The 25,342-nt window shown below is 69.1% G+C and carries 17 protein-coding genes and 3 tRNA genes; 8 read left to right on the forward strand and 12 right to left on the reverse strand.

The features are described 5' to 3' along the window. Positions 1–53: 53 nt before the first annotated feature. The gene (locus tag VE614_RS15115) at positions 54–1,715 is read left to right on the forward strand and encodes a GmrSD restriction endonuclease domain-containing protein (protein WP_324936731.1); all 1,662 of its coding nucleotides are present in this window, start codon (positions 54–56) and stop codon (positions 1,713–1,715) included. Positions 1,716–1,722: 7 nt separating this feature from the next. After that, entirely contained in the window at positions 1,723–2,397 is a 675-nt protein-coding gene (gene radC, locus VE614_RS15120; RefSeq protein WP_324936732.1) for a RadC family protein, read from the forward strand. Here radC and VE614_RS15125 read toward each other — a convergent pair. From VE614_RS15125 to VE614_RS15155, 7 genes are all read right to left on the reverse strand, one after another. Further along, on the reverse strand, positions 2,381–4,492 hold the full coding sequence (locus VE614_RS15125; RefSeq protein ID WP_324936733.1) for an N-6 DNA methylase: 2,112 nt from the start codon (positions 4,490–4,492) through the stop codon (positions 2,381–2,383). The genes radC and VE614_RS15125 overlap by 17 nt on opposite strands. Next, positions 4,492–5,373, reverse strand: coding sequence for a nucleotidyl transferase AbiEii/AbiGii toxin family protein (locus VE614_RS15130; RefSeq protein ID WP_324936734.1), 882 nt, complete (start codon positions 5,371–5,373; stop codon positions 4,492–4,494). Before VE614_RS15130 ends, VE614_RS15125 begins: the two co-directional genes overlap by 1 nt. Next, positions 5,370–5,969, reverse strand: a complete 600-nt coding sequence (locus VE614_RS15135) for a hypothetical protein (RefSeq protein WP_324936735.1) — start codon at positions 5,967–5,969, stop codon at positions 5,370–5,372. Before VE614_RS15135 ends, VE614_RS15130 begins: the two co-directional genes overlap by 4 nt. A gap of 82 nt (positions 5,970–6,051) precedes the next feature. Then, entirely contained in the window at positions 6,052–8,505 is a 2,454-nt protein-coding gene (gene hsdR, locus VE614_RS15140) for an EcoAI/FtnUII family type I restriction enzme subunit R (RefSeq protein ID WP_324936736.1), read from the reverse strand. Positions 8,506–9,077: 572 nt separating this feature from the next. Further along, positions 9,078–9,154: transfer RNA gene (locus tag VE614_RS15145), tRNA-Ile, on the reverse strand. A gap of 167 nt (positions 9,155–9,321) precedes the next feature. Further along, positions 9,322–9,394 (reverse strand) — tRNA-Asn (locus VE614_RS15150). A gap of 5 nt (positions 9,395–9,399) precedes the next feature. Further along, positions 9,400–9,472 (reverse strand) — tRNA-Asn (locus VE614_RS15155). 167 nt (positions 9,473–9,639) lie between these two features. On the opposite strand from VE614_RS15155, the gene VE614_RS15160 reads away from it, so the two are divergent. From VE614_RS15160 to VE614_RS15175, 4 genes are all read left to right on the forward strand, one after another. Beyond that, complete coding sequence (locus VE614_RS15160; RefSeq protein ID WP_324936793.1) at positions 9,640–9,912, forward strand: YtxH domain-containing protein; 273 nt, start codon at positions 9,640–9,642, stop codon at positions 9,910–9,912. Positions 9,913–10,005: 93 nt separating this feature from the next. Then, positions 10,006–11,457 carry a xylulokinase gene (locus tag VE614_RS15165; protein WP_324936737.1) on the forward strand — a complete coding sequence of 484 codons (1,452 nt, stop codon included), beginning with the start codon at positions 10,006–10,008 and terminating at the stop codon, positions 11,455–11,457. Positions 11,458–11,560: 103 nt separating this feature from the next. Next, entirely contained in the window at positions 11,561–13,294 is a 1,734-nt protein-coding gene (locus tag VE614_RS15170) for an ABC transporter ATP-binding protein (protein WP_324936738.1), read from the forward strand. After that, positions 13,294–15,222 carry an ABC transporter ATP-binding protein gene (locus tag VE614_RS15175; RefSeq protein ID WP_324936739.1) on the forward strand — a complete coding sequence of 643 codons (1,929 nt, stop codon included), beginning with the start codon at positions 13,294–13,296 and terminating at the stop codon, positions 15,220–15,222. The genes VE614_RS15170 and VE614_RS15175 overlap by 1 nt, the downstream gene beginning before the upstream one ends. A gap of 89 nt (positions 15,223–15,311) precedes the next feature. On the opposite strand, the gene VE614_RS15180 is transcribed toward VE614_RS15175, so the two are convergent. From VE614_RS15180 to VE614_RS15200, 5 genes are all read right to left on the reverse strand, one after another. Then, positions 15,312–16,553: an RNA polymerase sigma factor gene (locus tag VE614_RS15180; RefSeq protein WP_414719574.1), complete on the reverse strand. Its 1,242-nt coding sequence runs from the start codon at positions 16,551–16,553 to the stop codon at positions 15,312–15,314. Positions 16,554–16,657: 104 nt separating this feature from the next. After that, complete coding sequence (gene dnaG, locus VE614_RS15185) at positions 16,658–18,559, reverse strand: DNA primase (protein ID WP_324936741.1); 1,902 nt, start codon at positions 18,557–18,559, stop codon at positions 16,658–16,660. 134 nt (positions 18,560–18,693) lie between these two features. After that, positions 18,694–19,959, reverse strand: a complete 1,266-nt coding sequence (locus VE614_RS15190) for an NAD(P)/FAD-dependent oxidoreductase (protein ID WP_324936742.1) — start codon at positions 19,957–19,959, stop codon at positions 18,694–18,696. 102 nt (positions 19,960–20,061) lie between these two features. Beyond that, positions 20,062–21,333: a deoxyguanosinetriphosphate triphosphohydrolase gene (locus VE614_RS15195; RefSeq protein WP_324936743.1), complete on the reverse strand. Its 1,272-nt coding sequence runs from the start codon at positions 21,331–21,333 to the stop codon at positions 20,062–20,064. Positions 21,334–21,425: 92 nt separating this feature from the next. Continuing rightward, on the reverse strand, positions 21,426–22,190 hold the full coding sequence (locus VE614_RS15200; RefSeq protein WP_324936744.1) for a sirohydrochlorin chelatase: 765 nt from the start codon (positions 22,188–22,190) through the stop codon (positions 21,426–21,428). 135 nt (positions 22,191–22,325) lie between these two features. On the opposite strand from VE614_RS15200, the gene VE614_RS15205 reads away from it, so the two are divergent. Beyond that, entirely contained in the window at positions 22,326–23,003 is a 678-nt protein-coding gene (locus VE614_RS15205) for a SanA/YdcF family protein (protein WP_324936745.1), read from the forward strand. A 112-nt stretch (positions 23,004–23,115) separates the two neighbouring features. Beyond that, positions 23,116–25,287, forward strand: a complete 2,172-nt coding sequence (locus VE614_RS15210; protein WP_324936746.1) for a molybdopterin oxidoreductase family protein — start codon at positions 23,116–23,118, stop codon at positions 25,285–25,287. Positions 25,288–25,342 lie beyond the last annotated feature (55 nt).

Below are 25,342 nucleotides of genomic sequence, written 5' to 3' on the forward strand. Positions count from 1 at the left end.
CGTTGGCAACGATTCCTGTTCAGAAGCGCCAGGCACAGGATCCGGACTCGAGCGTGCCACGACTGGTAACCGTGGTCGACCGGGTGCTGGAGGGCGATGTAGTACTGCCCAAGTTCCAGCGGAACTTCGTTTGGACTCGGCAGCAGATCCTCGATCTGCTCGACTCCGTAGCGCGTAACTACCCCATCGGCAGCATCCTGCTGTGGCAGAGCACCGAGCAGCTCGCGAGTGAGCGCACGGTCGCCGGGCTGACCGTCGGCGAGCACCGCCACGGCTATCCGGTGAACTACATCCTCGATGGACAGCAGCGACTGGCGACGATCTGCGGGGCGCTGCACTGGGCCCCGGATGATGACGCCGAGAGTAACTGGAACATCGTCTACGACCTCGAAGAGCAGGCGTTCAGGCATACGGACACCCTGGAGGACCCACCCGCGCACATCATCCCGGTCCGGCTGCTCTCCAACGGCTTCCTCTTCGCCAACCGTGCTTCGAAGCTCGGCTCTGCGGACCTGCAGGAGCGGGCCGCGGAGCTGTACAACCGGTTCGCGAACTATCAGATCGCTGTAGTCACGCTCCGGGGCATGCCGTCGACCGAGGTTGCGAAGGTCTTCGAGCGGATCAACAGCACCGCGACCCCGCTCACCGTCGTCGACTTGATGCGGGCGGCGACCTGGAGCCCGGAGTTCGATCTCAAGGACGAGATCGACGAGCTGCTCGAGGTCCTGAGCCGGAAGCAGTACGGCAAAGTCGACACGAAGACCATGCTGCGCACGATCTCCGCCGCTGCCGGGTTCGGGTTTTCTCGTGAGGACATGAACCAGCTGCGGAACCTGAGTAAGGACGAGCTGGAGGAGGCGGTCAAGGCCGCCGTCGAAGCATCCAAGCTCGCGGTCGACTTCCTGACCACGCATGTCCGTACGCCCCGTGCTACTGCCCTGCCCTACTACAACCAGTTCGCGGTCCTGGTCGAGATCTTCCGCCAGGTACCGAAGGCCACGGCGGCCCAGTACGACGCCATCGAACGATGGTTCTGGCTCACCGCCAGTGGCGAGTACTTCAAGGGGTGGAACGCGCGGCAGATGGCGGACGACCGCGAGGCGGTCCACAGCTTCGCCTCGGGCCGGACCGATGAGATCGAGGTCAGTGCGGGCGTGCCGCGCAGCGTCCTGTGGCGCCGCAATCAGTTCAGGGCCACGAACGCCCCGTCGAAGCTGCTGGGCCTGTTGCTCGCCGAGGCTCACCCGCTGGACCTTCGCAACGGTCGCCGGATCGACACCGACAAGGCGCTGTCCTGGCAGAACGACAAGGAGTTCCACCACTTCTTCCCGAAGTCGTTCCTGAAGAAGCAGGGACTCAACGTGAGCCAGGCCAATGTCTGCGCCAACTTGATCATGCTGAGCTCTGTATCGAACATCGCCATCAGCGACCAGCCGCCATCGGTCTACTTGAAGGATCTGTGCGAGACACAGGGCAAGGACACGATTCGTAAGCGCCTGGCGACCTGTCTCATCGAGGAGGATGCCTTCGAAGCCGCCCTGCGGGATGACTATGAGGGATTCCTCCGTGCGCGCTCCGAAACCCTCCACAAGCGCCTGATGGAACTCATCGGCTCGTCCGCTGCCGGAGCGCAGGAGCATGTGGCCGTCCCCGACGACGGCGGAAGTGGGGTCAGCGATACGGACGAGCCGATCGACCGGGATTCCGCAGACTGAGCGAGGCATGCGCATGCGGGTCAAAGACATGCCGGCGGCCGACCGCCCGCGGGAGCGGCTGTGGCTCCACGGCGGGGAGGCACTCGCTGACCGAGAACTACTCGCCCTCCTTCTGGGCTCAGGCATTCCGGGGCAGGACGCGGTCCAGCTGGCCGGCGAGCTCCTCGCGGCGCACGGCGGACTCCGCGGCCTGGCTCAGGCAGACCCTCAAGCCCTCGTGCAGCTCCCGGGGATGGGCCAAGCGAAAGCGGTACGGGTCGCGGCGGCCTTTCAACTGGCCCGCCGCCTACAGAACTCGGACCTGCACAGCCCTGACCGTGTCACGACCACTGCCGACCTCGCCGCGTTCACCGCACCACTGCTACGCGGACTGCGCCACGAACGCGTAATCGTCGTGGCCTGCGACACGTCCGGCAAGGTCCTCCGAATCGCCCGCCTGACAGACGGCGCCACGGACCGCAGCCTGATTCCGGTCCGTGACACCCTCGCCGTGGTCCTGTCGGCTGGCGCCTCGTCCTTCGGCGTGGCCCACAATCACCCCTCGGGCAACCCCGAACCGAGCATGGCCGACCGACAGGTGACCGATCGCCTGCGGGATGCGGCGCAGACGGTCGGACTACGGTTCCTTGATCACGTGGTCGTGACGGACAGCGCCTGGCGCCGGGTCACAGCTGGCCGGTGAAGGCGGCGTTGAGGACCGACGGCCGCAGCAGGTCGAGCGCACGCTGCGCATATTCGCCGCTCAATCCACTGGCAATGGAATCGAGCACTTCCGCCACTCGATCCTGCGCAGCACGGGAGGGTAGCGGGATCTCAATTTCTTCGAAACGCTTGCGTCCTAGCGTGCGATTACGATCCGCACCTCCGGGCGAAGCAGCTGCAATTTTCGCTAGCCCTTCACGAGACAGCAAGTAGTGACGCAGATAGCTAATGTTCACCCGACCATCCACTGGGAGGTAAGTCAGGAATCTATTGGATGCAATGTAATTTTTAGAATCGGTCGCCGAAGTCACACCGATGGCCCCTTCCCACGCCTTGATGTTACTCAGGATGAGCGCATCCGCCGGGAAGGTGAAGTAATTTAGTTTACTAACTTTCGATCCCAGCGCGCTCGGGTAACGGATGATCCCTTTCCCAAACGAACGCATGCCGATAACGCGATACGATTCATCCTCCTCGACATCAATTGGCGTGCGCTCGAGTCGCAGGACATCTCCGATGCGAACATTTTCCACCTGGCGTCTAACGGTTGGCTCAGATGACGGGAAAGCCAATTCTCCACGAAGGGCCTTCAAAAATCTCAAGACCTCTTCCTCACCTTTGATGAGGTCATCCACAAGAGCCACAGGCGAGCGGTGCTCTAGCTCTTCGTCAGCGTGTGGATTGATTAGGTCGAGATTGAACCCAGACGCCTCGATTTCGTTTGCATCGATCTTCCAAGCGTACTCATTTTCGGTACGCCCTTCCCGGCTTTCCCCTCCCCACCATCTTGCACAATCAGCGAATTCTTCGTATTCCATCGGCTTAGTCTTCGAGTAGCCGCGTCGCCCCTCCGGTAGGGGGATCTCGTAGAACCAAGTTTCCTTCGTCGAGCCAGCCTTCTCGAAGAAGAGCAGATTCGCGGGGATCTGCGTGTATGGGGCGAAGACGCCCTGGGGGAGGCGCACAATCGTATGCAGGTTGCACTCCCGCATCAGCTTCTGCTTGATCTTTGCACCCACGCCGCCGCCGAAGAGCACGCCGTTCGGCAGGACGATCGCGCAGCGGCCGCCGGGCGTGAGTCGCTCGATGACGGAGTAGAGGAAGAGCCAGGCTGTCTCGTGCGTTCCGACGCCAGCCGAGTCGAAGGCAGCCGCTACCGACTTCTCCTCCTCACCGCCGAACGGCGGGTTGGTGAGCACCACGTTCACGCGGTGCCTTGGGCTGCTCTCCTCCCTCATCTTGCGCAGCGCGTTCGTGCGGATCACGTTCGGCGCGTCGATCCCGTGGAGGAGGAGGTTCATCATCCCGAGCAGATACGGGAGCGGCTTCTTCTCCATGCCGCGGATGTTGTGATGGAGTTCGGCCAGTTCCGCCTGGGAACGCGGGAGCTCCTTCAGCTCCTCGTAAGCCTCCACGAGGAATCCGCCCGTACCGCAAGCCGGGTCGAGGATGGACTCGCCCAGCCTGAGGAAGCTCTGCTCCACCATGAACCGGATCACCGGTCGCGGGGTGTAGAACTCGCCCGAGTCACCTGCGGCGTCCCGCATCTCCTTCAGAATTGATTCGTAGACGAAGGCCATCGTGTGGATGTCATCAGCGGAGTCAAAGTTGATGTCATTGACTACGTTGACGAGGTCGCGCAGCAAGGTGCCCGAGAGCATCCGGTTGTTAACGTCCTGGAAGATGGTGGAGATCACATTCCTGGGATCGCCCTCCTCATCGCTTTTTAGGTCACGCAGATACGGGAGAAGTTTCATGTTGACGAATTCGAGGAACTCCTTCCCCGTAAATTCGGTTCTTGCTCCCCAGCTCTTCCAGTCGTATGGCGGCTGGATCACGCGCTCGTAGCCAAGGATCTCCGCCTCCCGCTCCTCCTCCACGCACACATCGAAGGCCCGGAGGAACAGAATCCACGTCAGCTGAGGCAGGCGGTCCAGGTCGCCGTTGAGGCCGGCGTCCTTGCGCATGATGTCGCGCGCCGACTTGATGGCCGACTGAAGTTCCGCGCGAGTTCGCTTTTTGGGCTGGGCGGGTACGTCAATGGCCAGTTGGCTGGTGGTGTCCTGCGGCGGCATCAGTCTTCCGTTCCGGTGGAGGCGTTTACAACTCGCGCCCAGAATTCGCGCACTGCGGTCAGCGCGCTGTCCAAGGTCGCTGTGGTCTCGGTCAGTCCCTCGGCGAGGGGTGGGTACGTGTCCCGCCACAGCGGTGGGGGGTCGGGAATCAAATGAGGGACGGCATGTGTGTCCCGGACCGTGAAGACATGCCGCACTACGCCGTACAGCTCCGCGTCGGCGGCCATGCCCGTCTCGATCAACAGCACGAGATCAGCCAGGTCCTTGACCCTCGTATTGGGACGGTCACCGTATTCACGTGTGAGGGCGTGGAGCTTTTCGGCGAAGTGCTGCCGCCGGTCCACGGCCTCGATGGTCCGGGCGGGGATTCCTGCGAAGTCCAGTGCGCCGAGGAGCGGCAGGGGCTCCGTGGCCGCCACCTCCTCGCCGCGGGCGGCGACATCGATCCGGACACCGGCGAAGGGCTTGCCACCGAGGCCGGCTTCGATGGAGAACCTCCACGCCGGGCGCCCCCCGGTATCAGCGGCCAGCTCCACCGGCGCGGGAACCCGGAAGGTGAACCAGTCCCCGTCCGGGTCTTCTGCGAGCGCATCGAGCAGTGCCTCGCGAAGCGTGCCGCCGGCCAGTCCCGTTTCCCGGATGGCGAGGTCCATGTCCTTGGTGGCTCGGGCCCGATTCCGGAGCCGGAACTCAAGCGCGGCCCCGCCCTTGAGGATCCACTCGGCCTCCGAGTCGGCTGAGAGCCGTGCAGCGATACGGTCGAAGACCACTCGGCGGCGCAGGCGTCCCAGATCTGTGGCTTCGGTCTCCGACTGGCGCTTCAGCCTTGCTTCCAGTGCCCTACGGAGTGCGACAGCATCCTGGTACCGCTTTTCCTTCACCCCGTCGCTCCCCTCAGCGCGCGCTCTACGCCGAGTTCGGCTCGCGCTCCGAGTTCCTGGGCGGCGTGCAGGAGACGGCGGCGGGTGGTCAGACCCCGCGAGAGGGCGTCGTTCACTGCGGAGTCGACTACGTCCTGATCGACCGCGTCAGCCGCGCTCTCCGTGATGGCCCGCAGGGGTGTGGTGACCTTGAAACCCTCGTGCTGTTCGATATCCGCAGCGCCGAGAGTGGCGCGGTGGAGGACGACAGCCGAGTCCTTGGCGCGAAAGCTCGGAGGTACGGTCAGGTGGATCTCCGCAGGGTTAGCGATGCCCAGGTCGTGTACAGCAAGGGCCGTCGCGTGCGACACCACAGCCCGGTCCCGGCTCCAGAGAGACCAGCGGGCCAGGTGGTCAGTGTCGGTGCTCGGCAGGTCGAGATACTCGCGGAAGCGGTAGATGCCGCGGTCGACACGGATCCAGTTGCGACGACCGACGTGGAAGTGCTGGGCCTGGTAGGAGTAGCCGGCCTTGAGCGCCTGCGCAGCCGTGAAGTAGCCGCGTTGGCTGGCGGCGGTGCGCCACAGGCGGTCGCGATTCGTGTCATCACCGAGCACCGTGAGAGCGTAGCAGAAATACTCCTCCTGGTTTCCTTTATCTTCACGCAAATCGACGCACGAAACTAAAAGTGGAATGTAGTTACGCGACGTCGAAGATCCTCTTAGCCAGGTCGTCGATCGCCTCATGCATCTGCGGCGCCCCGCCGAACCGCGCGGCCAGCTGCCGGACCGTACCCAGCTGCCGGAAGGGCGGTACGCGCAGCGCGCCGGCCTCCAGCTCGATGGCACCCTTCTCGGTGAAGCGGTCCAACAGCACGTCCAGCACCTCACGCGCCTCAGGTGCGAAGCTCTTGAGGAACTGATCATGCTCACGGCGTACCCGGTGGGCCCGCTCGGCCCGGCTGATCAGAGGCAGCTCCCAGGCCGCGTTGATCAGCAGATCAATGGGGTCGGCCTCGGGGTGGTCGAGCTTGCGCAGCAGGTCCTCCTCCGTAATGCCGATCTCTTCGCTGTTCAGGCGCTCGCGCAGGATGTTGCGACTCTTGGCGGTGGCCCACTGCGTCCTCAGGTCCGTAGGCGACAGCTTCAGCTCAAGCACTCGGTCATGCACGTATTCCCGGTACTGGACCATGCGCATGGACTGGCCGTCAGGGTGCAGCTGGTAGTGCATGTCATTCCAGACGAAGACCTCCACGCCGTTGACGTAGATACGCCGGGCGCCGCGACTCTGGATCTCATCGACGCGGTCCTCGTCCGTGATCACTGTCCCGTCGTCATCCGCAGGCAGTATGCCCCCATCCCCTGACTGGAAGTCCGCTTCGGGTTCTGCGACCTCTTCGGCGTTGCCGTCCGGGCTCTCCAGCTCTTCGCGCTCGATCAGCTCACCCTGCTGGTCTGTCCGGTCATTGATGACTCTCAGCGGCGGGCCGTCGAACTCGGGATCGTTGAACAGAAGAGTCGCATCAACGAAGTCGATAATGTCGAAGGACCCCTTGTCGATGTCCAGACACAGCCGGGTGCCTCGCCCGATGATCTGCTTGAACTGCGGCATGGAGTTGATCCGGCGCACGATCACGATGTTGCGGGCCGAGGGGATGTCGACGCCGGTCGTCAGCATCTGGCTGGTCACGGCGATCACGGGCTCGTCAGTGTCGTCGCGCCGGAAACGGTCCAGGAGCTCCCTTCCCGGCTTACCGTCGTCATCGGTGATCCGGCAGACATAGTCCGGGTAGCGCGCGACGAGGTCGAGGTTTGCCTGGTTGAGTGCGGCGACCATGCGGTGTGCGTGATCGTTGTTCTCACAGAAGACGATCGTCTTCGCCATCCGGTCCGTATCGGTCAGGTAGTTCGTGAGGTACCGGGCTACTTCCTCGGTGCGTTCCTCAATGGCCAGGGCCTTCTCGTAGTGGCGCTGGGTATAGACCCGGTCCGGGATGGGGTTGCCGGAAGTATCGAGCTGCCCAGGTTCGGGCTTGAAGCCCGTCATGTCGACATTCAGGTGGACCCGCCGTAGACGGTACGGGGCCAGGAAGCCGTCCTCGATGCCGTCCTTCAGGGAATACTCGTAGACCGGCTCACCGAAGTACCCGTAGGTATGCCGCCCCGAGTCCGCGATCGGCGTCGCGGTCAGTCCGAGTTGTACGGCCTCCGAGAAGTGGTCAAGGATGCCCCGCCATTTACTTTCTTCGGCCGAGCTGCCGCGGTGGCATTCGTCCACGATGATCAGGTGGAAGTAGTCTGGACGGTACTGACTGAAGAGCGCAGCTTCGTCCTCTCGGCTGCTGTCCAGCGACTGGTACAGCGCGAAGAATATCTGCCGCGCGCGCTGCGCCCCTCCGCTGATCTTGTGGACGACGTCTCCGAAGACTGGCTCGAAGTAGTCGTCTTTTGGCTGGTCAACCAGGATGTTGCGATCAGCCAGGTACAGCACGCGGGGCTTCTCGCCCCCGTTCCACCCGCTCTCGCGCAACTTTGAGACCAGCTGGAACGCAACCATGGTCTTGCCGGTGCCAGTGGCCAGCGTTAGCAGGATTCGCTTCTGGCCACGGGCTATCGCCAAGAGCGCCTCATTGACCGCCCGACGCTGGTAGTACCTGGGGCGCTTAGGGGTGAGATCGTTGTTGCGCAGACGATGGTCGAACGGGGCGAGGATGAGCTCGCGCTCCAGACCTGTTGTGATCTCCTTCTCGCCGCAGTACCGCTGCCAAAGTTCCTCCGGGGACGGGAACGACGACACCCGGTGCCGGTTGGCACCGATCTCGATCTCCCAGATCTCGATGCCGTTCGTGGCGTAAGCCACAGGCAGACCCAGTCTGCGGGCATACCGCTTGGCCTGCTCGATACCGGCCGCAACATCGACACTCGTCCGCTTGGCCTCGACCACCGCGAGGGGCACGTCGTCGCGGTACTCCAGGACGTAGTCCGCTATCAGCGCCCGCTCACGCCGATGCCGCCGCGGCGACACCACAAGCTTGCCGTCGTTGATCGAGTACTGCTCTCGGATCTGATCTTTGCTCCAGCCCGCCGCGGACAGCGCCGGCAGCACGAAGGCCCGGCACGTCTCCTGCTCGGTCAGTCCCCCTGCACTCGTCATGCAAGATTCATACATCAGGGACAGAGGTAAGAAGGGTGAAAATTCGTCACCCGAGTAAGGAACCCGGGCTCCAGCGATCCGAAACGCCACCGTCCGGCCTCGCGTCCGCTCGCCGACCGCTGCGGCCTGCTCAACTGACGTCGCGGCTCGCCTCCGTCAAGCGGCAGCCGACAGCGCCCCACAACCGAGGCAGCACCTTGGACCGGCGTCCAGTCGACGGGCGGGCGCCGAAGCCCCCAACGCCCACGGCGGGCGAGTCGAGCAGCAGTTTGGAAAGGCATCTGGCAGAAAGGGTTGGAGCGGACGGCGGCCAGGCCGCGCGCGGCCGACGCCCCGCCTCCGTTTCCTCGCGTCCACTGAGCGTCCACTCGATCTTACTTTTCGACTCCGCCGGGTAACCTCCAGCAGATGAGCTCGTTCCGCATTACTGAAGGTCAGAAGCCTGGAAGGGGTGTCCGCATCCATCGCGGACGCCTCGACCAGTACTCGTGAGCAGCGGATTCTCCTCCGGTGGACCCGAGGCGTTACTCAGGGTCATCGAAGATACGTTTCCGCAGGTCAGGGCATGTTACTGGTGGGGCGGGTGGGACTCGAACCCACGGCCGACGGATTATGAGTCCGCTGCTCTAACCGGCTGAGCTACCGCCCCTTACGGCGCGTCGCGCACATTTGTGCGCGCCGTCTGCCGCAGCATAGCCGCTCATACGATCTCCTGCTCCGGCATGGTCGGCTTCGCACGACCATGAGGACTCCGCCACGGCCCGAGCGGTTCCCCCGGACATGAAAAAGGACCCCGGAGGGTCCTCGTTCAGCATGCTCCCCCGACTGGACTCGAACCAGTAACCTGCCGGTTAACAGCCGGCTGCTCTGCCAATTGAGCTACGGAGGACCGAGCTCCCCCGACTGGACTCGAACCAGTAACCTGCCGGTTAACAGCCGGCTGCTCTGCCAATTGAGCTACGGAGGAATGCCTCGTTGCATCGAACGTACCTACCTGGGTATCCGCCAGGGGGCGCTCGCTCGCTGCGACACATACATTAGCGCAAGCAGGGGGGTGCTCCGCCAATCGGTACCCCCGGGCCCGATGCCGCACCGGAACCGTGCCAGGGACTACGCAAGGAAAGGGTGGCCACCATGCGTTACCGGCTCACGTTCGTCGTCGGACTAGCTGTGGGTTACGTGCTGGGCACACGCGCCGGGCGCGAACGCTACGAGCAGCTGATGAAGTCGGCCCGGCAGCTCGCACAGAACCCAGCCGTCCGCAACACCGCGGAGACCGCGGCCCAGCAGGGCCGCCAGTTCGCGGGCAAGGCGTACCACGTGGTCAGCGACAAGGTCGGCGACCGCGTCCCCGACCGCTTCCGCCACAACGGCCAGGACGACGACTGGGGCACCAGCAACACCTGAGGGGCCCGTGGAGGGGCGCGGGGAACTGCGTGAGCGACCACGCACCACCCGCGCCAGACGGACCACGGGTGCCGCTACGGCACAATCTGTTGCATGGGGATAGTCGCCGGGCTGGACAGTTCACCCGATTTCACTCGGATCGTCGTCTGTGACACGGACACGGGGGCCGTGCTCAGGCAGGGATATGCCCCCCACCCGCTGGAGAGCCCCGATGGTGGCCGCCCCAGCGACATGGACCCGCAGGCCTGGCTGCTCTCGCTCGGCGAGGCGGCCGGCGGCGGCCTGCTGGAGGGCGTCCAGGCGATCGGCGTCTCGACGCAGGCGAACGCGGTGGTCCCGCTCGACGCGCAGGGCAACACCGTCCGCCCGGCCCTGGTCGGCGGCGACAAGCGGGCGCAGGTCGCGGCGGCCGATCTGGTCGACGCGCTCGGCGGCCGCGAGGCCTGGGCCCAGGCCGTGGGCTGTGTCCCGCAGGCCGCGCACCCGGTGACCAAGCTGCGCTGGCTGGCGAAGACCGAGCCGGAGGCCGCCGCGCGCACCACCGTGCTGCTCCAGGCGCACGACTGGCTGGTGTGGCAGTTGCTGGGGCGGCCGGTGCGCAGGACCACGGACCGCGGCGGCGCCTCCGGCACCGGCTACTGGTCGGCGGCCACCGGCGGCTACCGGCCCGATCTGGTCGAGCTGGCCCTCGGCCACCAGGTGATGCTGCCGGAGGTGATCGGGCCCTCGGACGCGGCCGGTACGACCCCGGAGGGGCTGCTGATCTCCGCCGGGACCGTGGACACCATGGCCGCCGCGTTCGGGCTGGGGCTGGGGCTCGGGGACGCGGTCGTCTCGCTCGGCGCCTCCGGGTCGGTGATGGCCGTACACCCCGAGGCGCTGCACGACCCGACGGGGACGATCACCTCGCTGGCCGACGCGACCGGGATGCATCTGCCGGTCGTGACCACGCTGAACGCCGTGCGCACCCTGCGCGGCACCGCGGAGCTGCTCGGTCTGCCGGATCTGGAGAGCCTGTCCGATCTGGCGCTGAAGTCGACGCCGGGCGCCCACGGGCTGGTGCTGCTGCCCTATCTGGAGGGCGAGCGGACCCCGGCGCTGCCGCACACGGCGGGCACGCTGGCGGGTCTGCGGCGCGAGTCGATGAAGCCGGAGCATCTGGCGCGGGCCGCGTTCGAGGGCATGCTGTGCGGGCTGGCCGACGCGCTGGACGTGCTGCGCGGACGGGGCGTGGAGGTGCGGCGGATCTTCCTGCTGGGCCCGGCCGCCGAGCTGCCCGCCGTGCAGGCCTCGGCGCCCGCGCTGTTCGGGGCGCAGGTCGTCGTACCGCAGCCCGCCGACTACGCGGCTCTCGGGGCCGCGCGGCAGGCAGCCTGGGCGCTGGGTGTGTCGCAGGGCACGCTCGATCCGCGTACCCCGCCGGCCTGGCAGGGGGCGGCGGCGCAGGTGCTGGAGCCCGGTGAGGAGCTGGCGGTGGGACAGGCGGTGCGGCAGCAGTTCGTGTCGGTGCGGGAGCAGACCCATCCGGGGGCGTTCCGGGCGTAGCGGCCGCCTGTTGGGTTAATCGGTTGAGGTAACGCGGGCGGAGTGTTCGACGATAGGGGCCACGGGCAACCATCAGCCCTCCCGCCGACTCCGAGAGACCAGCGTGCTCATACGACTCCTGCGGACCTATCTCAGGCCCTATCGAAAACCCATCGTCCTCCTGGTGCTGCTCCAGTTCCTGCAGACCTGCGCGACCCTCTATCTGCCGACCCTGAACGCGGACATCATCGACAACGGCGTCGTGCTCGGCGACACCGGTTACATCCTGTCCTTCGGCGCCCTGATGATCGGCATCTCGCTGGCGCAGGTCGTCTGCAACATCGGCGCCGTGTACTACGGGGCCCGTACGGCCGCGGCGCTGGGCCGGGATGTGCGCGCGGCGGTCTTCGACCGGGTGCAGTCCTTCTCCGCCCGGGAGGTCGGGCACTTCGGCGCGCCCTCGCTGATCACCCGGACCACCAATGACGTCCAGCAGGTGCAGATGCTGGCCCTGATGACGTTCACGCTGATGGTGTCGGCGCCGATCATGTGCGTGGGCGGCATCGTGCTGGCGCTGGGGCTCGATGTGCCGCTGTCGGGGGTGCTGATCGCCGTCGTACCGGTGCTCGGCATCGCGGTGACGCTGATCGTGCGGCGGCTGCGACCGCTGTTCCGGACCATGCAGGAGCGGCTGGACACGGTGAACCGGGTGCTGCGCGAGCAGATCACCGGCAACCGGGTGATCCGCGCCTTCGTCCGCGACGCGTACGAGCAGCAGCGGTTCGGGAAGTCGAACGGCGAGCTGACCGAGATGTCGCTGCGCACCGGCAATCTGCTCGCGCTGATGTTCCCGATCGTCATGACGGTGGTGAACCTGTCGTCGATCGCGGTGGTCTGGTTCGGCGCGCACCGGATCGACAGCGGCGGGATGCAGATCGGTGATCTGACCGCGTTCCTCGCCTATCTGATGCAGATCGTGATGTCCGTGATGATGGCCACCTTCATGTTCATGATGGTGCCGCGCGCGGAGGTCTGCGCCGAGCGCGTCCAGGAGGTGCTGGACACCTCGTCCAGCGTGGTCCCGCCGACGGCGCCGGTGACACGGCTGCGCCGGCACGGGCATCTGGAGATCCGGGGGGCGGGCTTCCGCTACCCGGGGGCCGAGGAACCGGTGCTCAAGGCCATCGACCTGGTCGCCCGGCCGGGCGAGACCACCGCGGTGATCGGCTCGACGGGCAGCGGCAAGTCCACCCTGCTGGGGCTGGTGCCCCGGCTGTTCGACGCGACCGACGGCGCGGTCCTGGTCGACGGCGAGGACGTGCGGACCATCGACCCGAAGGTGCTGGCGAAGACCGTCGGCCTGGTCCCGCAGAAGCCGTACCTCTTCGCGGGCACGGTCGCCAGCAACCTGCGCTACGGCAACCCGGACGCCACCGACGAGGAGTTGTGGCACGCGCTGGGGGTGGCGCAGGCCAGGGAGTTCGTGGAGCGGCTGGAGAACGGGCTCGACTCCCCCATCGCGCAGGGCGGGACGAACGTCTCCGGCGGGCAGCGCCAGCGCCTCGCCATCGCGCGCACCCTGGTGCAGCGCCCGGAGATCTACCTCTTCGACGACTCCTTCTCCGCCCTCGACTACGCCACCGACGCGGCCCTGCGCGCCGCGCTCGCCCAGGAGACCGCCGAGGCGACCGTAGTGATCGTCGCTCAGCGGGTGGCCACCATCCGCGACGCCGACCGGATCGTCGTGCTCGACGAGGGCCGGGTGGTCGGCACCGGACGGCACCACGAGCTGATGGCGGACAACGAGACCTACCGGGAGATCGTGCTCTCCCAGCTGACGGAAGCGGAGGCTGCCTGATGGCCGGGCCCATGGGGCGGATGATGGCCGGGACCGGACCGGATCACCGCTCGCTGGACTTCAAGGGGTCGGGCCGGCGACTCGTCGCGCACTTCCGGCCGGAGCGGTTCGCCCTTTCCGCGCTGCTGCTGTGCGTGCTGATCAGCGTCGGCCTGTCGGTGGCCGGCCCGAAGATCCTCGGCGAGGCCACCGACCTGGTCTTCGCGGGGATCGTCGGCCGGGAGATGGAGCCGGGCGCCACCAAGGAGCAGGTGCTCCAGGCGATGCGGGAGCGCGGCGACGGGGACATCGCCGACATGCTCCGCTCCACCGACTTCACCCCCGGCGAGGGCATCGACTTCACCGCCGTCGGCCATGTGCTGCTGTTCGCGCTCGCCGCGTTCGCGGTCGCGGGGCTGCTGATGGCGGTGGCGACCCGGCTGGTGAACCGGGTCGTGAACCGGACGATGTACCGGATGCGCGAGGACGTGCAGACGAAGCTGTCGCGGCTGCCGCTCTCGTACTTCGACAAGCGGCAGCGCGGCGAGGTGCTGTCCCGCGCCACCAACGACATCGACAACATCGGGCAGACCCTCCAGCAGTCGATGGGCCAGCTGATCAACTCGCTGCTGACCATCATCGGGGTGCTGGCGATGATGTTCTGGGTGTCGTGGATCCTCGCCCTGGTCGCGCTGGTCACGGTCCCGCTGTCGCTGTACGTGGCGACGTACGTCGGCAAGCGGTCGCAGCCGCACTTCGTGCAGCAGTGGCGCTCCACGGGCACGCTGAACGCGCACATCGAGGAGATGTACACCGGGCACACCCTGGTGAAGGTGTTCGGGCGGCAGGACGAGTCGGCGAAGCGGTTCGCCGAACAGAACGACGCGCTGTACGAGGCCGGGTTCAGGGCGCAGTTCAACAGCGGCATCATGCAGCCGCTGATGATGTTCGTGTCCAACCTGAACTATGTGCTGGTCGCGGTCGTCGGCGGGCTGCGGGTGGCGTCGGGCTCGCTGTCGATCGGTGATGTGCAGGCGTTCATCCAGTACTCGCGGCAGTTCTCGATGCCGCTGACGCAGATCGCGTCCATGGCCAACCTGGTGCAGTCCGGTGTGGCGTCGGCCGAGCGGGTCTTCGAACTCCTCGACGCGGAGGAGCAGTCGGCGGACCCGGTGCCGGGGGTGCGGCCGGAGGAGCTGCGCGGGCGGGTCGCGCTGGAGGGCGTCTCCTTCCGGTACGACCCGGAGAAGCCGCTGATCGAGGACCTGACGCTGACCGTGGAGCCGGGGCAGACGGTGGCGATCGTCGGCCCGACCGGCGCGGGCAAGACCACGCTGGTCAATCTGCTGATGCGGTTCTACGAGGTGTCCGGCGGGCGGATCACCCTCGACGGGGTCGACATCGCGACGATGTCCCGGGACGAGCTGCGCGCCGGGATCGGCATGGTGCTCCAGGACACCTGGCTGTTCGGCGGCACCATCGCGGAGAACATCGCCTACGGCGCGGCCCGGAAGGTCACCCGGGGCGAGATCGAGGAGGCGGCGCGGGCGGCCCACGCCGACCGGTTCATCCGCACCCTGCCCGACGGCTACGACACCGTGATCGACGACGAGGGCTCCGGGGTCAGCGCCGGTGAGAAGCAGCTCATCACCATCGCGCGGGCCTTCCTGTCCGACCCGGTGATCCTGGTGCTCGACGAGGCGACCAGCTCGGTCGACACCCGCACCGAGGTGCTGATCCAGAAGGCGATGGCCAAGCTGGCGCACGGGCGTACGTCGTTCGTCATCGCGCACCGGCTGTCGACCATCCGGGACGCCGACACGATCCTGGTGATGGAGAACGGGTCGATCGTCGAGCAGGGCGCGCACGCGGAACTGCTGGCGGCGGACGGGGCGTACGCGCGGCTGTACCAGGCGCAGTTCGCGCAGGCGGTGGCCGAGGTGGACTGAGCGCGCCGAACGTCGGGGTGCCGCCGCGCCCACCCGTACCGCTCCAGCGGCACGACTGCCCGCAGCCGCGGATGCAGCGGCACCCTGCTTCAGTCCAGGTAACCCCGCAGCTGGTCCGCGAAGGCGTGGTCGCGGAGTTTGCTGAGGGTCTTGGACTCGATCTGGCGGATCCGCTCGCGGGTGACGCCGAAGATGCGGCCGATCTCCTCCAGGGTGCGCGGGCGTCCGTCGGCCAGCCCGTAGCGGAGCTGGACGACCTTGCGCTCACGTTCGCCGAGGGTGGAGAGGACCGCCTCCAAGTGCTGCTTGAGCAGCAGGAAGGCGGCGGATTCCACGGGCGAGGCGGCGTCGCCGTCCTCAATCAGGTCGCCCAGCGCGACATCGTCCTCCTCGCCGACGGGGGCGTGCAGGGAGACGGGCTCCTGGGCGAGCCGCAGCACCTCGCTGACCCGCTCGGGCGGCAGGTCGAGATGGGCGGCGACCTCTTCGGGCGTGGGTTCGTAGCCGCGCTCCTGGAGCATCCGGCGCTGGACCCGCACCACCCGGTTGATCAGCTCGACGACGTGCACCGGGACGCGGATGGTGCGGGCCTGGTCGGCGAGGGCGCGGGACATGGCCTGGCGGATCCACCAGGTGGCGTAGGTGGAGAACTTGTAGCCGCGGGCGTAGTCGAACTTCTCGACGGCCCGGATGAGGCCCAGGTTGCCCTCCTGCACGAGGTCGAGCATGGTCAGCCCGCGGCCGACGTACCGCTTGGCGACCGACACCACCAGCCGCAGGTTCGCCTCGATCAGCCGTCGCTTGGCCATCCGGCCCATGACCACCAGCCGGTCCAGGTCGAGCGCCAGCCGGGTGTCCAGGTCCGGGGTGTTGAGGAGCTTCTCCTCGGCGAACAGGCCGGCCTCGACACGGCGGGCGAGCTCTACCTCCTCGGCGGCGGTGAGCAGCGGGATCCGGCCGATCTCGCGCAGGTACTGCCGGAACAGGTCGGAGGAGGGACCGCTGTTGTCGACGACCCGGGCGGGCGGCGGCTCCACGGGCTCGGACTCGACGGGCTCGGGCTCGGTGCCGGCCTCGGCCTCGGGCGGCTCGGATTCCGGTTCGGTCTCCGTCTGCGTCTCCGGGTGCGTCTCCGGGTGGTGCACCGCACGGCTCAGCGGCGGCACGGCCGCCAGCACGTCCGGCTCCGCCGGGGTGGGGCTGTCGGTAGGGACGAGGGTCTGGGTCTGCACGGGGGCGACCTCCAGGGGAATCGCTGCTGAGGTGGCGGAACCGCGGGGGTGAGTGATCCGTGGGGGGACGGATCGGCCGCGCTCCGAGGACTCAGGCACCGCACCCCAGTGTGGGGTAAGACACATCCTCGCCACGAGGGGCGTGCGCGCACTTTTTGAGTCCGGTGCGTGACCGGGCGGTTACCGTGCCGGACCGCTGCGGCTCAGAGGGCCGCCGCGCCGCGCTCCCGCAGTGCCTGGCCGTACTGCTGGAGGACCCACAGCTCGTTCTGCACGGCGGCCAGCTGGGCGGGATCGCCGCCGGTGGCGAGGCGGGTGAGGGTGGACTGGACGTCCTGGATCCGGCGGTCCACCGCGCGGCGGCGGACCCAGACCAGCTGCTCGCCCGCGTAGGCCTCGTCCACCGTACGGCGCATGATCGCCTCCACGGCCAGCTCGGTGACCATGGCGCGGACCGTGTCGTCGGGGGCGGCTTCGCGGACCCGGACCAGATACTCCTGCGGGTCCTGGACGCCGTACTCGACGCCGCCCGCGTCGAGGATCGCCTGCCGTACGGCGGCGTAGGGGGCGGCGGTGAACTCGTCGACGCCGTACGCGTCGAACGCCGGGCACACCAGATCGGGGCGCTGGAGGGCGAGCTTGAGCAGCTCGCGTTCCGTCGCGTACACCGGGTTGCGGAGGGTCAGGGCGGGGCCGGACATCGCCGGGCGCGGTGCGGCGTCGTACGACTGCTGGGGGCGCCCGGCGGGGGCGGGCCCCTTGCCGCCGCGGTCGCGGGCCCAGCGGGCCAGCTGGGCGACCCGCTTGACCACGAACTGGGTGTCGAGGATGCCGAGCATGCCGGCGAGCTGTACGGCGACCTCGTGCTGGGCGCCGCTGTTCTTGATGCGGGCGACGACCGGCGCCGCCTCGTCCAGCGCCGCGGCCCGGCCCGCCGGGGTGTCCAGGTCGTAGCGGCTCACGATCTGGCGCAGCGCGAACTCGAACAGCGGGGTGCGCGGCTCGACCAGGTCGGCCACCGCCTCGTCGCCCTTGGCGAGCCGCAGGTCGCACGGGTCCATGCCGTCCGGCGCGATGGCGATGTACGTCTCGGCGGCGAACTTCTGGTCGTCCTCGAAGGCGCGCAGGGCCGCCTTCTGGCCGGCCGCGTCACCGTCGAAGGTGAAGATCACGCGGGCGGAGCCGTTGTCCATCAGCAGCCGTCTGAGGATCTTGATGTGATCGCCGCCGAAGGCCGTGCCGCAGGTGGCGATGGCGGTGGTGACACCCGCGAGGTGGCAGGCCATGACGTCCGTGTAGCCCTCGACGACGACCGCGCGGGACGACTTGGCGATGTCCTTCTTCGCCAGGTCGATGCCGTAGAGGACCTGGGACTTCCGGTAGATCGCCGTGTCGGGCGTGTTGAGGTACTTGGGGCCGTTGTCCGCCTCGTAGAGCTTGCGCGCGCCGAAGCCGACGACCTCGCCGCCGATGTCGCGGATCGGCCACATCAGGCGCCCGCGGAAGCGGTCGATGGGACCCCGGCGGCCCTCCTGGACGAGCCCGGAGAGGATCAGTTCCTTGTCGGTGAAGCCCTTGCCGCGCAGATAGCGGGTGAGGTGGTCCCAGCCCTGCGGGCTGTAGCCGACGCCGAAGTGGACGGCGGCGGCCTGGTCGAAGCCGCGCTCGGCGAGGAAGATCCGGCCGGTCTCGGCCTCGGGGGAGGTCGCGAGCTGTTCCGCGTACCACTCGGCGGCGATCTTGTGGGCCTCGACCAGGCGGATGCGTTCGCCGCGCTGGTGGGCGGGGTTGTAGCCGCCCTCCTCGTAGCGCAGGGTGATGCCGGCCTGGGCGGCCAGCCGTTCGACCGCCTCGGAGAAGGAGAGGTGGTCCACCTTCATCACGAAGGTGATGGTGTCGCCGCCCTCCTGGCAGCCGAAGCAGTGGAAGAGCCCCTTGCTCGGGCTGACCTGGAAGGACGGCGACTTCTCGTCGTGGAACGGGCACAGCCCCTTGAGGTTGCCGCCGCCCGCGTTGCGGAGCTGGAGGTACTCGGACACCACGGCGTCGATCGGGACCGCGTCCCGTACCGCCTTCACGTCCTCGTCGTTGATCCGTCCAGCCACGCGTGAATTCTACGGGGGTCCACCGGCGTTCCAGGGGCCACCGGGACTCCCCGAGGGGTGCGGGGAACTGCGCGACAAGCCATGGAGCACCCGCACCCGCGGGGCGGGAGAACCCGGCGGAACCCGGCAGACGCCTAGGCGCCCAGCCCCTCCAACGGCACGCGCGGAGACGACAGCGCCTCCACGTCCACCTGGACCTCGGACCGGATCAGCCGCTGAATGTGCTCTGTGACGTCCCACACGTTCACGTTCATCCCGGCCAGCACCCGCCCCTCCTTCACCCAGAAGGCGATGAACTCCCGCTTTCCCGCGTCGCCCCGGATCACCACCTGGTCGTACGAACCGGGCGGCGCCCACCCGGAGTACTCCATGCCCAGGTCGTACTGGTCGGAGAAGAAGTACGGCACCCGGTCGTAGACGACGTCCTGCCCCAGCATGGCCCGTGCCGCCGCGGGGCCCCCGTTCAGCGCGTTCGCCCAGTGCTCCACCCGCATCCGGGTGCCGAAGAGGGCGTGCGGGAAGGCGGCGACATCACCGGCCGCGTGGATGTCGGGGTCGGACGTGCGCAGCCGCTCGTCGACCACGATCCCGCCGCCGTGCGCCCGGTCGGCGGTCTCCAGCCCGGCCGCCTCCGCGAGCGCGGTCCGCGGCGCGGCGCCGATCGCGGCGAGCACGTCGTGCGCCGGGTGCTCCTCGCCGTCGTCGGTACGGGCCGCCAGGACGACGCCGTCCTGCCCGACGATCTCCGTCAGCCGGACGCCGAAGTGGAAGCGCACCCCGCGCTCGCGGTGCAGCTCGGCGAAGAGCTGGCCCAGCTCGGGGCCGAGCACCCCGTGCAGCGGGGTCGGCTCCGGCTCGACGACGGTGACCTCGGCGCCGTACTCGCGGGCCGCCGCCGCGACCTCCAGTCCGATCCAGCCCGCGCCCGCGATCACCAGGTGGCCGTTGTCCCTGCCGAGGTGGGTGAGCACGCCCTTGAGGCGTTCGGCGTGGGCGAGGCGCCGCAGATGGTGCACGCCGGCCAGGTCGGTGCCCGGGACGTCCAGGCGGCGGGGTTCGGCGCCGGTGGCCAGCAGCAGCTTGTCGTAACGGACGATCGTGCCGTCCTCGCCGAAGCGGACCGTCTTCGCCGCGCGGTCGATGGCGTCGACGGTCTGGCCGAGGTGCAGCTCGATGTCGTGCCGCGCGTACCAGGCGGGCTCGTGCACGAAGACGCTGTCGCGTTCCTCCTTGCCGAGCAGGAAGCCCTTGGACAGCGATGGCCGTTCGTACGGGTGGTCGCGCTCGTCGCAGATCAGTATCACCCGCCCGTTGAAGCCCTCCGCGCGGAGCGTCTCGGCCGCCTTCGCGCCGGCGAGTCCTCCTCCGACGATGACGAATGTCTGATCCGCGTCGACCACTTGTTGCCTCCTCGTCACTGTGCCGCCAGACGAGCCTCCCGCACGGAGCGTGAGGGGGGAAGAGGGGGTGACCCGATCAGGCCACGCAGGGTCACATCGGTGTCACATTCGTCCCGTGAGTCTCGCGTGCAGCGAGCGGGCCGAGACGTCGGTGAGGGAGGCGATCTGGTCGACGATCACCCGTTTGCGGGCCCGGTCGTCGGGGGCCTGGTCGAACAGCGCGCGGAACTGCGGGTCCAGGCCGTCCGGGGCGCGGGCGGTCAGCGCCTCGGCGAGTTCGGCGACGACGATCCGCTGGTCGGCGCGGAGCCGGGTCTGCTCGGCGCGCTGCATGACGTAGCGGTCGGCGACCGCCTTCAGCACCGCGCACTCCATGCGGGTCTCGCGCGGTACGACCAGCTCCGCGCCGTACCGGGTGAGCCGCCCGCCCCCGTACGCCGCGCGCGTGGCACCCTCCGCGGCGAGGCAGAAGCGGCCGATGAGCTGGCTGGTGGCGTCCTTCAGGCGGGCCTGCGCGACGGCCGATCCGTCGTAGCCGTGCGGCCACCACTCCTCGTCCTGGAGGCGGTCCAGGGCGGCGGCGAGTTCGGCGGGGTCGGTGCCGGCGGGGACGTAACGGCCGATGGCGACGCGGAAGATCTCCCGCCGCTCCGGCTCGGCGTGCAGGCAGTCGGGGTCGATGTGCCCGGCGTGCAGACCGTCCTCGACATCGTGCACCGAGTACGCCACGTCGTCCGACCAGTCCATGACCTGCGCCTCGAAGCAGATGCGGGTACCGGGGGCGTCCTTGCGGGCCCAGTCGAACACCGGGCGGTCGTCCTCGTAGACGCCGAACTTGCGCGAGGCCGGGTCGGCCGGGTGGGCGCCGCGTGGCCACGGGTACTTGGTGGCGGCGTCCAGGGTGGCGCGGGTGAGGTTGAGGCCGACGGAGCCCTCGGGGGTGAACCGTTTCGGTTCGATGCGGGTGAGGAGGCGCAGCGACTGGGCGTTGCCCTCGAAGCCGCCGCAGTCCTCGGCGAACTCGTTCAGCGCCTCCTCGCCGTTGTGGCCGAAGGGGGGATGGCCGAGGTCGTGGGCGAGGCAGGCGGCCTCCACGAGGTCGGGGTCGCAGCCGAGGGCCGCGCCGAGCTCGCGGCCTACCTGGGCGCACTCCAGGGAGTGGGTGAGGCGGGTGCGGGGACTCGCGTCCCAGGCCTGGGCGGTGGTTCCGGGGGTCACGACCTGGGTTTTGCCCGCGAGTCTGCGGAGTGCCGATGAGTGGAGGATGCGGGCGCGGTCGCGTTGGAAGGCGGTGCGGCCGGGGCGTTTGTCGGGCTCGGGGGCCCAGCGTTCGGTTGCGGAGGTGGGGTATGCGGGGGGTTCGTTGCCTTCCATGGGTCGACAGTAAGCGCAGACGCGTCCGCCGGGTTGATGTGGTGGCGCGGATGCGGCTTGTCCTGGGCTGCTCGCGCGGTTCCCCGTGCCCCTCAGTGAGTCGCGGCCAGCGCCGGTTCGGGTGTGGCCCTCGTCGTGGCCTCGTCGTAGCGGTGGAGGAGGAGTTCGGCCATCAAGGGGTGGGCGCCGAGGGGGTCCGCGGCGATGTCCGGGGCCGCCTTCGCGCACTCCGTCGCGAAGCGGCCCGGGGCGGTGAAGTAGGAGGCCACGGCGATGCGGTGGCGGCCCCGCGCCCGGAGGGAGCGGACGGCCGCTGCCACCGTCGGGGTCGCGGCGGAGGCGTAGGCGGGGAGGACCGGGACGCCGAGGCGGGCCGCGAGGAGGGCGGCCGTCCGGCCGGTGTCGGTCGCCGAGTCGGGGTCGCGGGAGCCCGCGGCGGCGAGGATGACGGCGGAGGCGCGGCGTTCGGCCTCGGTCGCCGGGGGGCGCCAGCCCGCCTCGGTCAGGCGGGTGTGGAGGGTGTCGGCGAGGAGCGGGTGGGGGCCGAGGGGGGCGGCCAGGCGGCTGCGGGCCGGGGCGCCGGCGGCCATCTCGGGGATGTCCCGCTTGACGTGGTAGCCGCGGCTGAGGAGGAGGGGGACGAGGACGGCCTCGCGTTCGCCCAGGGCGGTGAGGGTGTCGGGGAGCAGGGGCTCGTTCAGCTCGATGTGCCCGAGGTGGACCGGCAGGCCGGGGCGCAGCGCGCGGACGCGGTCGAGGAGGGCGCGGACCGTGGCGAGGGCGCGCGGGTCGCGGCTGCCGTGGGCCACGACGACGAGCGCGGGGGGTCCGGGGCGGTGGCTGAGCTGGCTGTCCATGCATCGAGGGTGCCGGGAGGACGTTGCCGGCCCGTTGCGTGGGGGTCACGGGCGTTTTCCGTGGGTTCACCGCGGGGGGCGGGCGGAGTGTGAGGGAGACGCAACCGGGGCGCCGCACAGACCGTCCCTTTCCGTATGAAGATCGTACGACCTCGTCTGCCGCGTACCCGGGCCGGCCGCCGACGGCTGGTGCAGGCCGTGATGGCGGGGTGCGTGCTGGCGCTGCTGCCGACCACCTGGCTGTATGTCTCGACCGGCGACCGGCTGCGGACCACCGCGGACGTGCCGCGCACCGAGGTCGCCGTCGTCTTCGGCGCCGGTCTGTGGAACGGCGAGCCGTCGCCGTACCTCGCCCACCGGCTGGACGCGGCGGCCGGGCTGTACCGGGCGGGCCGGATCGAGGTGGTCCTGGTGACCGGCGACAACAGCCGCGAGGACTACGACGAGCCGGACGCGATGCGCGCCTATCTCACCCGGCACGGCGTCCCGGACGCGCGGATCGTCAGCGACTACGCGGGCTTCGACACCTGGGACTCCTGTGTCCGCGCCAAGAAGATCTTCGGGGTGGACGAGGCGGTGCTGATCAGCCAGGACTTCCACATCCGGCGGGCGGTCGCGCTGTGCCGGGAGGCGGGGGTGGCGTCGTACGGCGTCGGGGTGCCCGCCAAGCGGGACGCGACCTGGTACTACGGCGGGGTCCGGGAAATCTTCGCGAGCGGCAAGGCGGCGCTGGACGCGGTCCTCGAACCCGATCCCCGGTTCCTCGGACCGGAGGAGCCCGGGGTGGAGCGGGCGCTGGCCGCCGGGCGCTGACCTGCGCAGAGTGCTCCTCACGGTGGCCCGGGAGCGGCGGGGAGGCCGCCGTCCCGGCCGTGTAACAGGGAGCCGTCCCGGCGCGTAACACGGCCGATTCACCCTGAAGGGCATGAACAGCACCCCGACGCCCACCCACTGCCCGTACTGCGCCCTGCAGTGCGGGATGAACCTGTCGCCCACGCCGGACGGGGGCGTCGAGGTGCTGGAACGCGCCGACTTCCCGGTGAACCGGGGAGCGCTGTGCGGCAAGGGCCGTACGGCGCCCGCGGTGCTCTCGTCCCGGGTGCGGCTGACCTCCCCGCTGGTGCGGGAGGGCGGCGCGCTGACGCCCGCGACCTGGGACGAGGCCCTGGACCGGATCGCCGGCGCGCTCGGTGGTATCCGCGCGGAGCACGGCGCGGACGCGCTCGGCGTGTTCGGCGGGGGCGGGCTGACCAACGAGAAGGCGTACACGCTGGGCAAATTCGCCCGGGTGGCGCTCGGCACCTCGCAGATCGACTACAACGGCCGGTTCTGCATGTCGTCCGCGGCGGCGGCCGGGACGAAGGCCTTCGGGCTCGACCGCGGGCTGCCCTTCCCGCTGGAGGACATCCCGAAAAGCGGCTGTGTGATCCTCGTCGGCTCCAACCTCGCCGAGACCATGCCGCCGTCGCTGCGCTTCCTCACCGAGCTGAAGGAGAACGGCGGCACCCTGATCGTCGTCGACCCGCGCCGCACGAAGACCGCCGAGCAGGCCGATCTGCATCTGGCGCCCCGGCCGGGCACCGACCTCGCGCTGGCGCTGGGCCTGCTGCACCTGGTCGTCGCCGAGGGCCGCACCGACGAGGCGTACATCGCCGAGCGGACCACCGGCTGGGAGGACGCGCGGGCCGCGGCCATGGCGCACTGGCCGGAGTACGTGGAGCGGATCACCGGGGTGTCGGTGCCGCAGCTGCGGGAGGCCGTGCGGATGTTCTGCGCGCCGGAGACCGCGATGGTGCTCACCGCCCGCGGCCCCGAGCAGCAGTCCAAGGGCACCGACACGGTCGGCGCCTGGATCAACCTGTGCCTGGCGACCGGCCGGGCGGGACGGCCGTACAGCGGATACGGCTGCCTCACCGGGCAGGGCAACGGGCAGGGCGGGCGCGAGCACGGCCAGAAGGCCGACCAGCTGCCCGGCTACCGCAAGCTGGACGACCCGGCGGCGCGCCGCCACGTGGCCGAGGTGTGGGGGGTCGACCCGGACTCGCTGCCGGGGCCGGGCCGCAGCGCGTACGAGCTGCTGGACGCGCTCGGCACGGACATCCGGGCACTGCTGCTGATGGGCTCCAACCCGGTGGTGTCCGCGCCGCGCGCCGCGCACATCGAGGAGCGGATCAAGTCACTGGACTTCCTGGCGGTCTGTGATGTGGTGCTGTCGGAGACGGCGGAACTGGCGGACGTGGTGCTGCCGGTGACGCAGTGGGCCGAGGAGACCGGCACGACGACCAGCCTGGAGGGGCGGGTGCTGCTGCGGCGGCAGGCCATCACCCCGCCCCAGGGCGTCCGCAGCGACCTGGAGGTCATGCACGAGCTGGCCGCGCGGCTCGGGGTGGAGAAGGGCTTCCCGACCGACCCCGAGGAGGTCTTCGAGGAGCTGCGCCGGGCGAGCGCGGGCGGGCCCGCCGACTACTCGGGCATCACCTACCGCAGGCTCGCGGAGGAGAACGGGGTGTTCTGGCCGTGCCCGGCGCCTCGGTCCGCGGACTCCGGCGGCCCCGCTGACTCCGAGGACGCCTCGCCGGCCGTCAGGCCGGACGATCCCGCGCGGGACGCCGGGGTCCAGGACGCGCACCCCGGCACCCCCCGGCTGTTCCTCGACCGGTTCGCCACCCCCGACGGCCGGGCCCGCTTCGTGCCCGTGGCGCACCGGGCCGCCGCCGAGGAGCCCGACGACGAGTACCCGGTGCTGCTCACCACCGGCCGGGTGGTCGCCCAGTACCAGTCGGGCGCGCAGACCCGGCGGGTCGACGAGCTGAACGCCGCCGCGCCGGGCCCCTTCGTCGAGCTGCATCCGAGGCTGGCGGCCCGGCTTGGCGCCGCCGAGGGCGACCCGGTGGCCGTGGTCTCCCGGCGCGGCCGGGCCGTGGCACCGGCCCGGATCACCCACGCCATCCGCCCCGACACGGTCTTCATGCCGTTCCACTGGCCGGGCGAGGGCCGCGCCAACACCCTCACCAACCCGGCGCTCGACCCGACCTCGCGGATGCCGGAGTTCAAGACGTGCGCGGTGCGGCTGGAAGCCGTGACGGGGAAGGATTGACCCGCGTTTCCGGTGCGGAAATGCACCCCGCGGGGGGTCTGTCCGGCCCGTGGGT

The organism is Streptomyces sp. (assembly GCF_035645055.1).
Classification (GTDB): domain Bacteria; phylum Actinomycetota; class Actinomycetes; order Streptomycetales; family Streptomycetaceae; genus Streptomyces.

Coding starts and splice junctions, on each gene's coding strand:
- radC (WP_324936732.1), top strand. CDS start 1,723: ATGCGCATGCGGGTCAAAGACATGCCGGCGGCCGACCGCCCGCGGGAG.
- VE614_RS15125 (WP_324936733.1), bottom strand. CDS start 4,492: ATGCCGCCGCAGGACACCACCAGCCAACTGGCCATTGACGTACCCGCC.
- hsdR (WP_324936736.1), bottom strand. CDS start 8,505: ATGACGAGTGCAGGGGGACTGACCGAGCAGGAGACGTGCCGGGCCTTC.
- VE614_RS15160 (WP_324936793.1), top strand. CDS start 9,640: ATGCGTTACCGGCTCACGTTCGTCGTCGGACTAGCTGTGGGTTACGTG.
- VE614_RS15165 (WP_324936737.1), top strand. CDS start 10,006: ATGGGGATAGTCGCCGGGCTGGACAGTTCACCCGATTTCACTCGGATC.
- VE614_RS15175 (WP_324936739.1), top strand. CDS start 13,294: ATGGCCGGGCCCATGGGGCGGATGATGGCCGGGACCGGACCGGATCAC.
- VE614_RS15195 (WP_324936743.1), bottom strand. CDS start 21,333: ATGGAAGGCAACGAACCCCCCGCATACCCCACCTCCGCAACCGAACGC.
- VE614_RS15200 (WP_324936744.1), bottom strand. CDS start 22,190: ATGGACAGCCAGCTCAGCCACCGCCCCGGACCCCCCGCGCTCGTCGTC.
- VE614_RS15205 (WP_324936745.1), top strand. CDS start 22,326: ATGAAGATCGTACGACCTCGTCTGCCGCGTACCCGGGCCGGCCGCCGA.
- VE614_RS15210 (WP_324936746.1), top strand. CDS start 23,116: ATGAACAGCACCCCGACGCCCACCCACTGCCCGTACTGCGCCCTGCAG.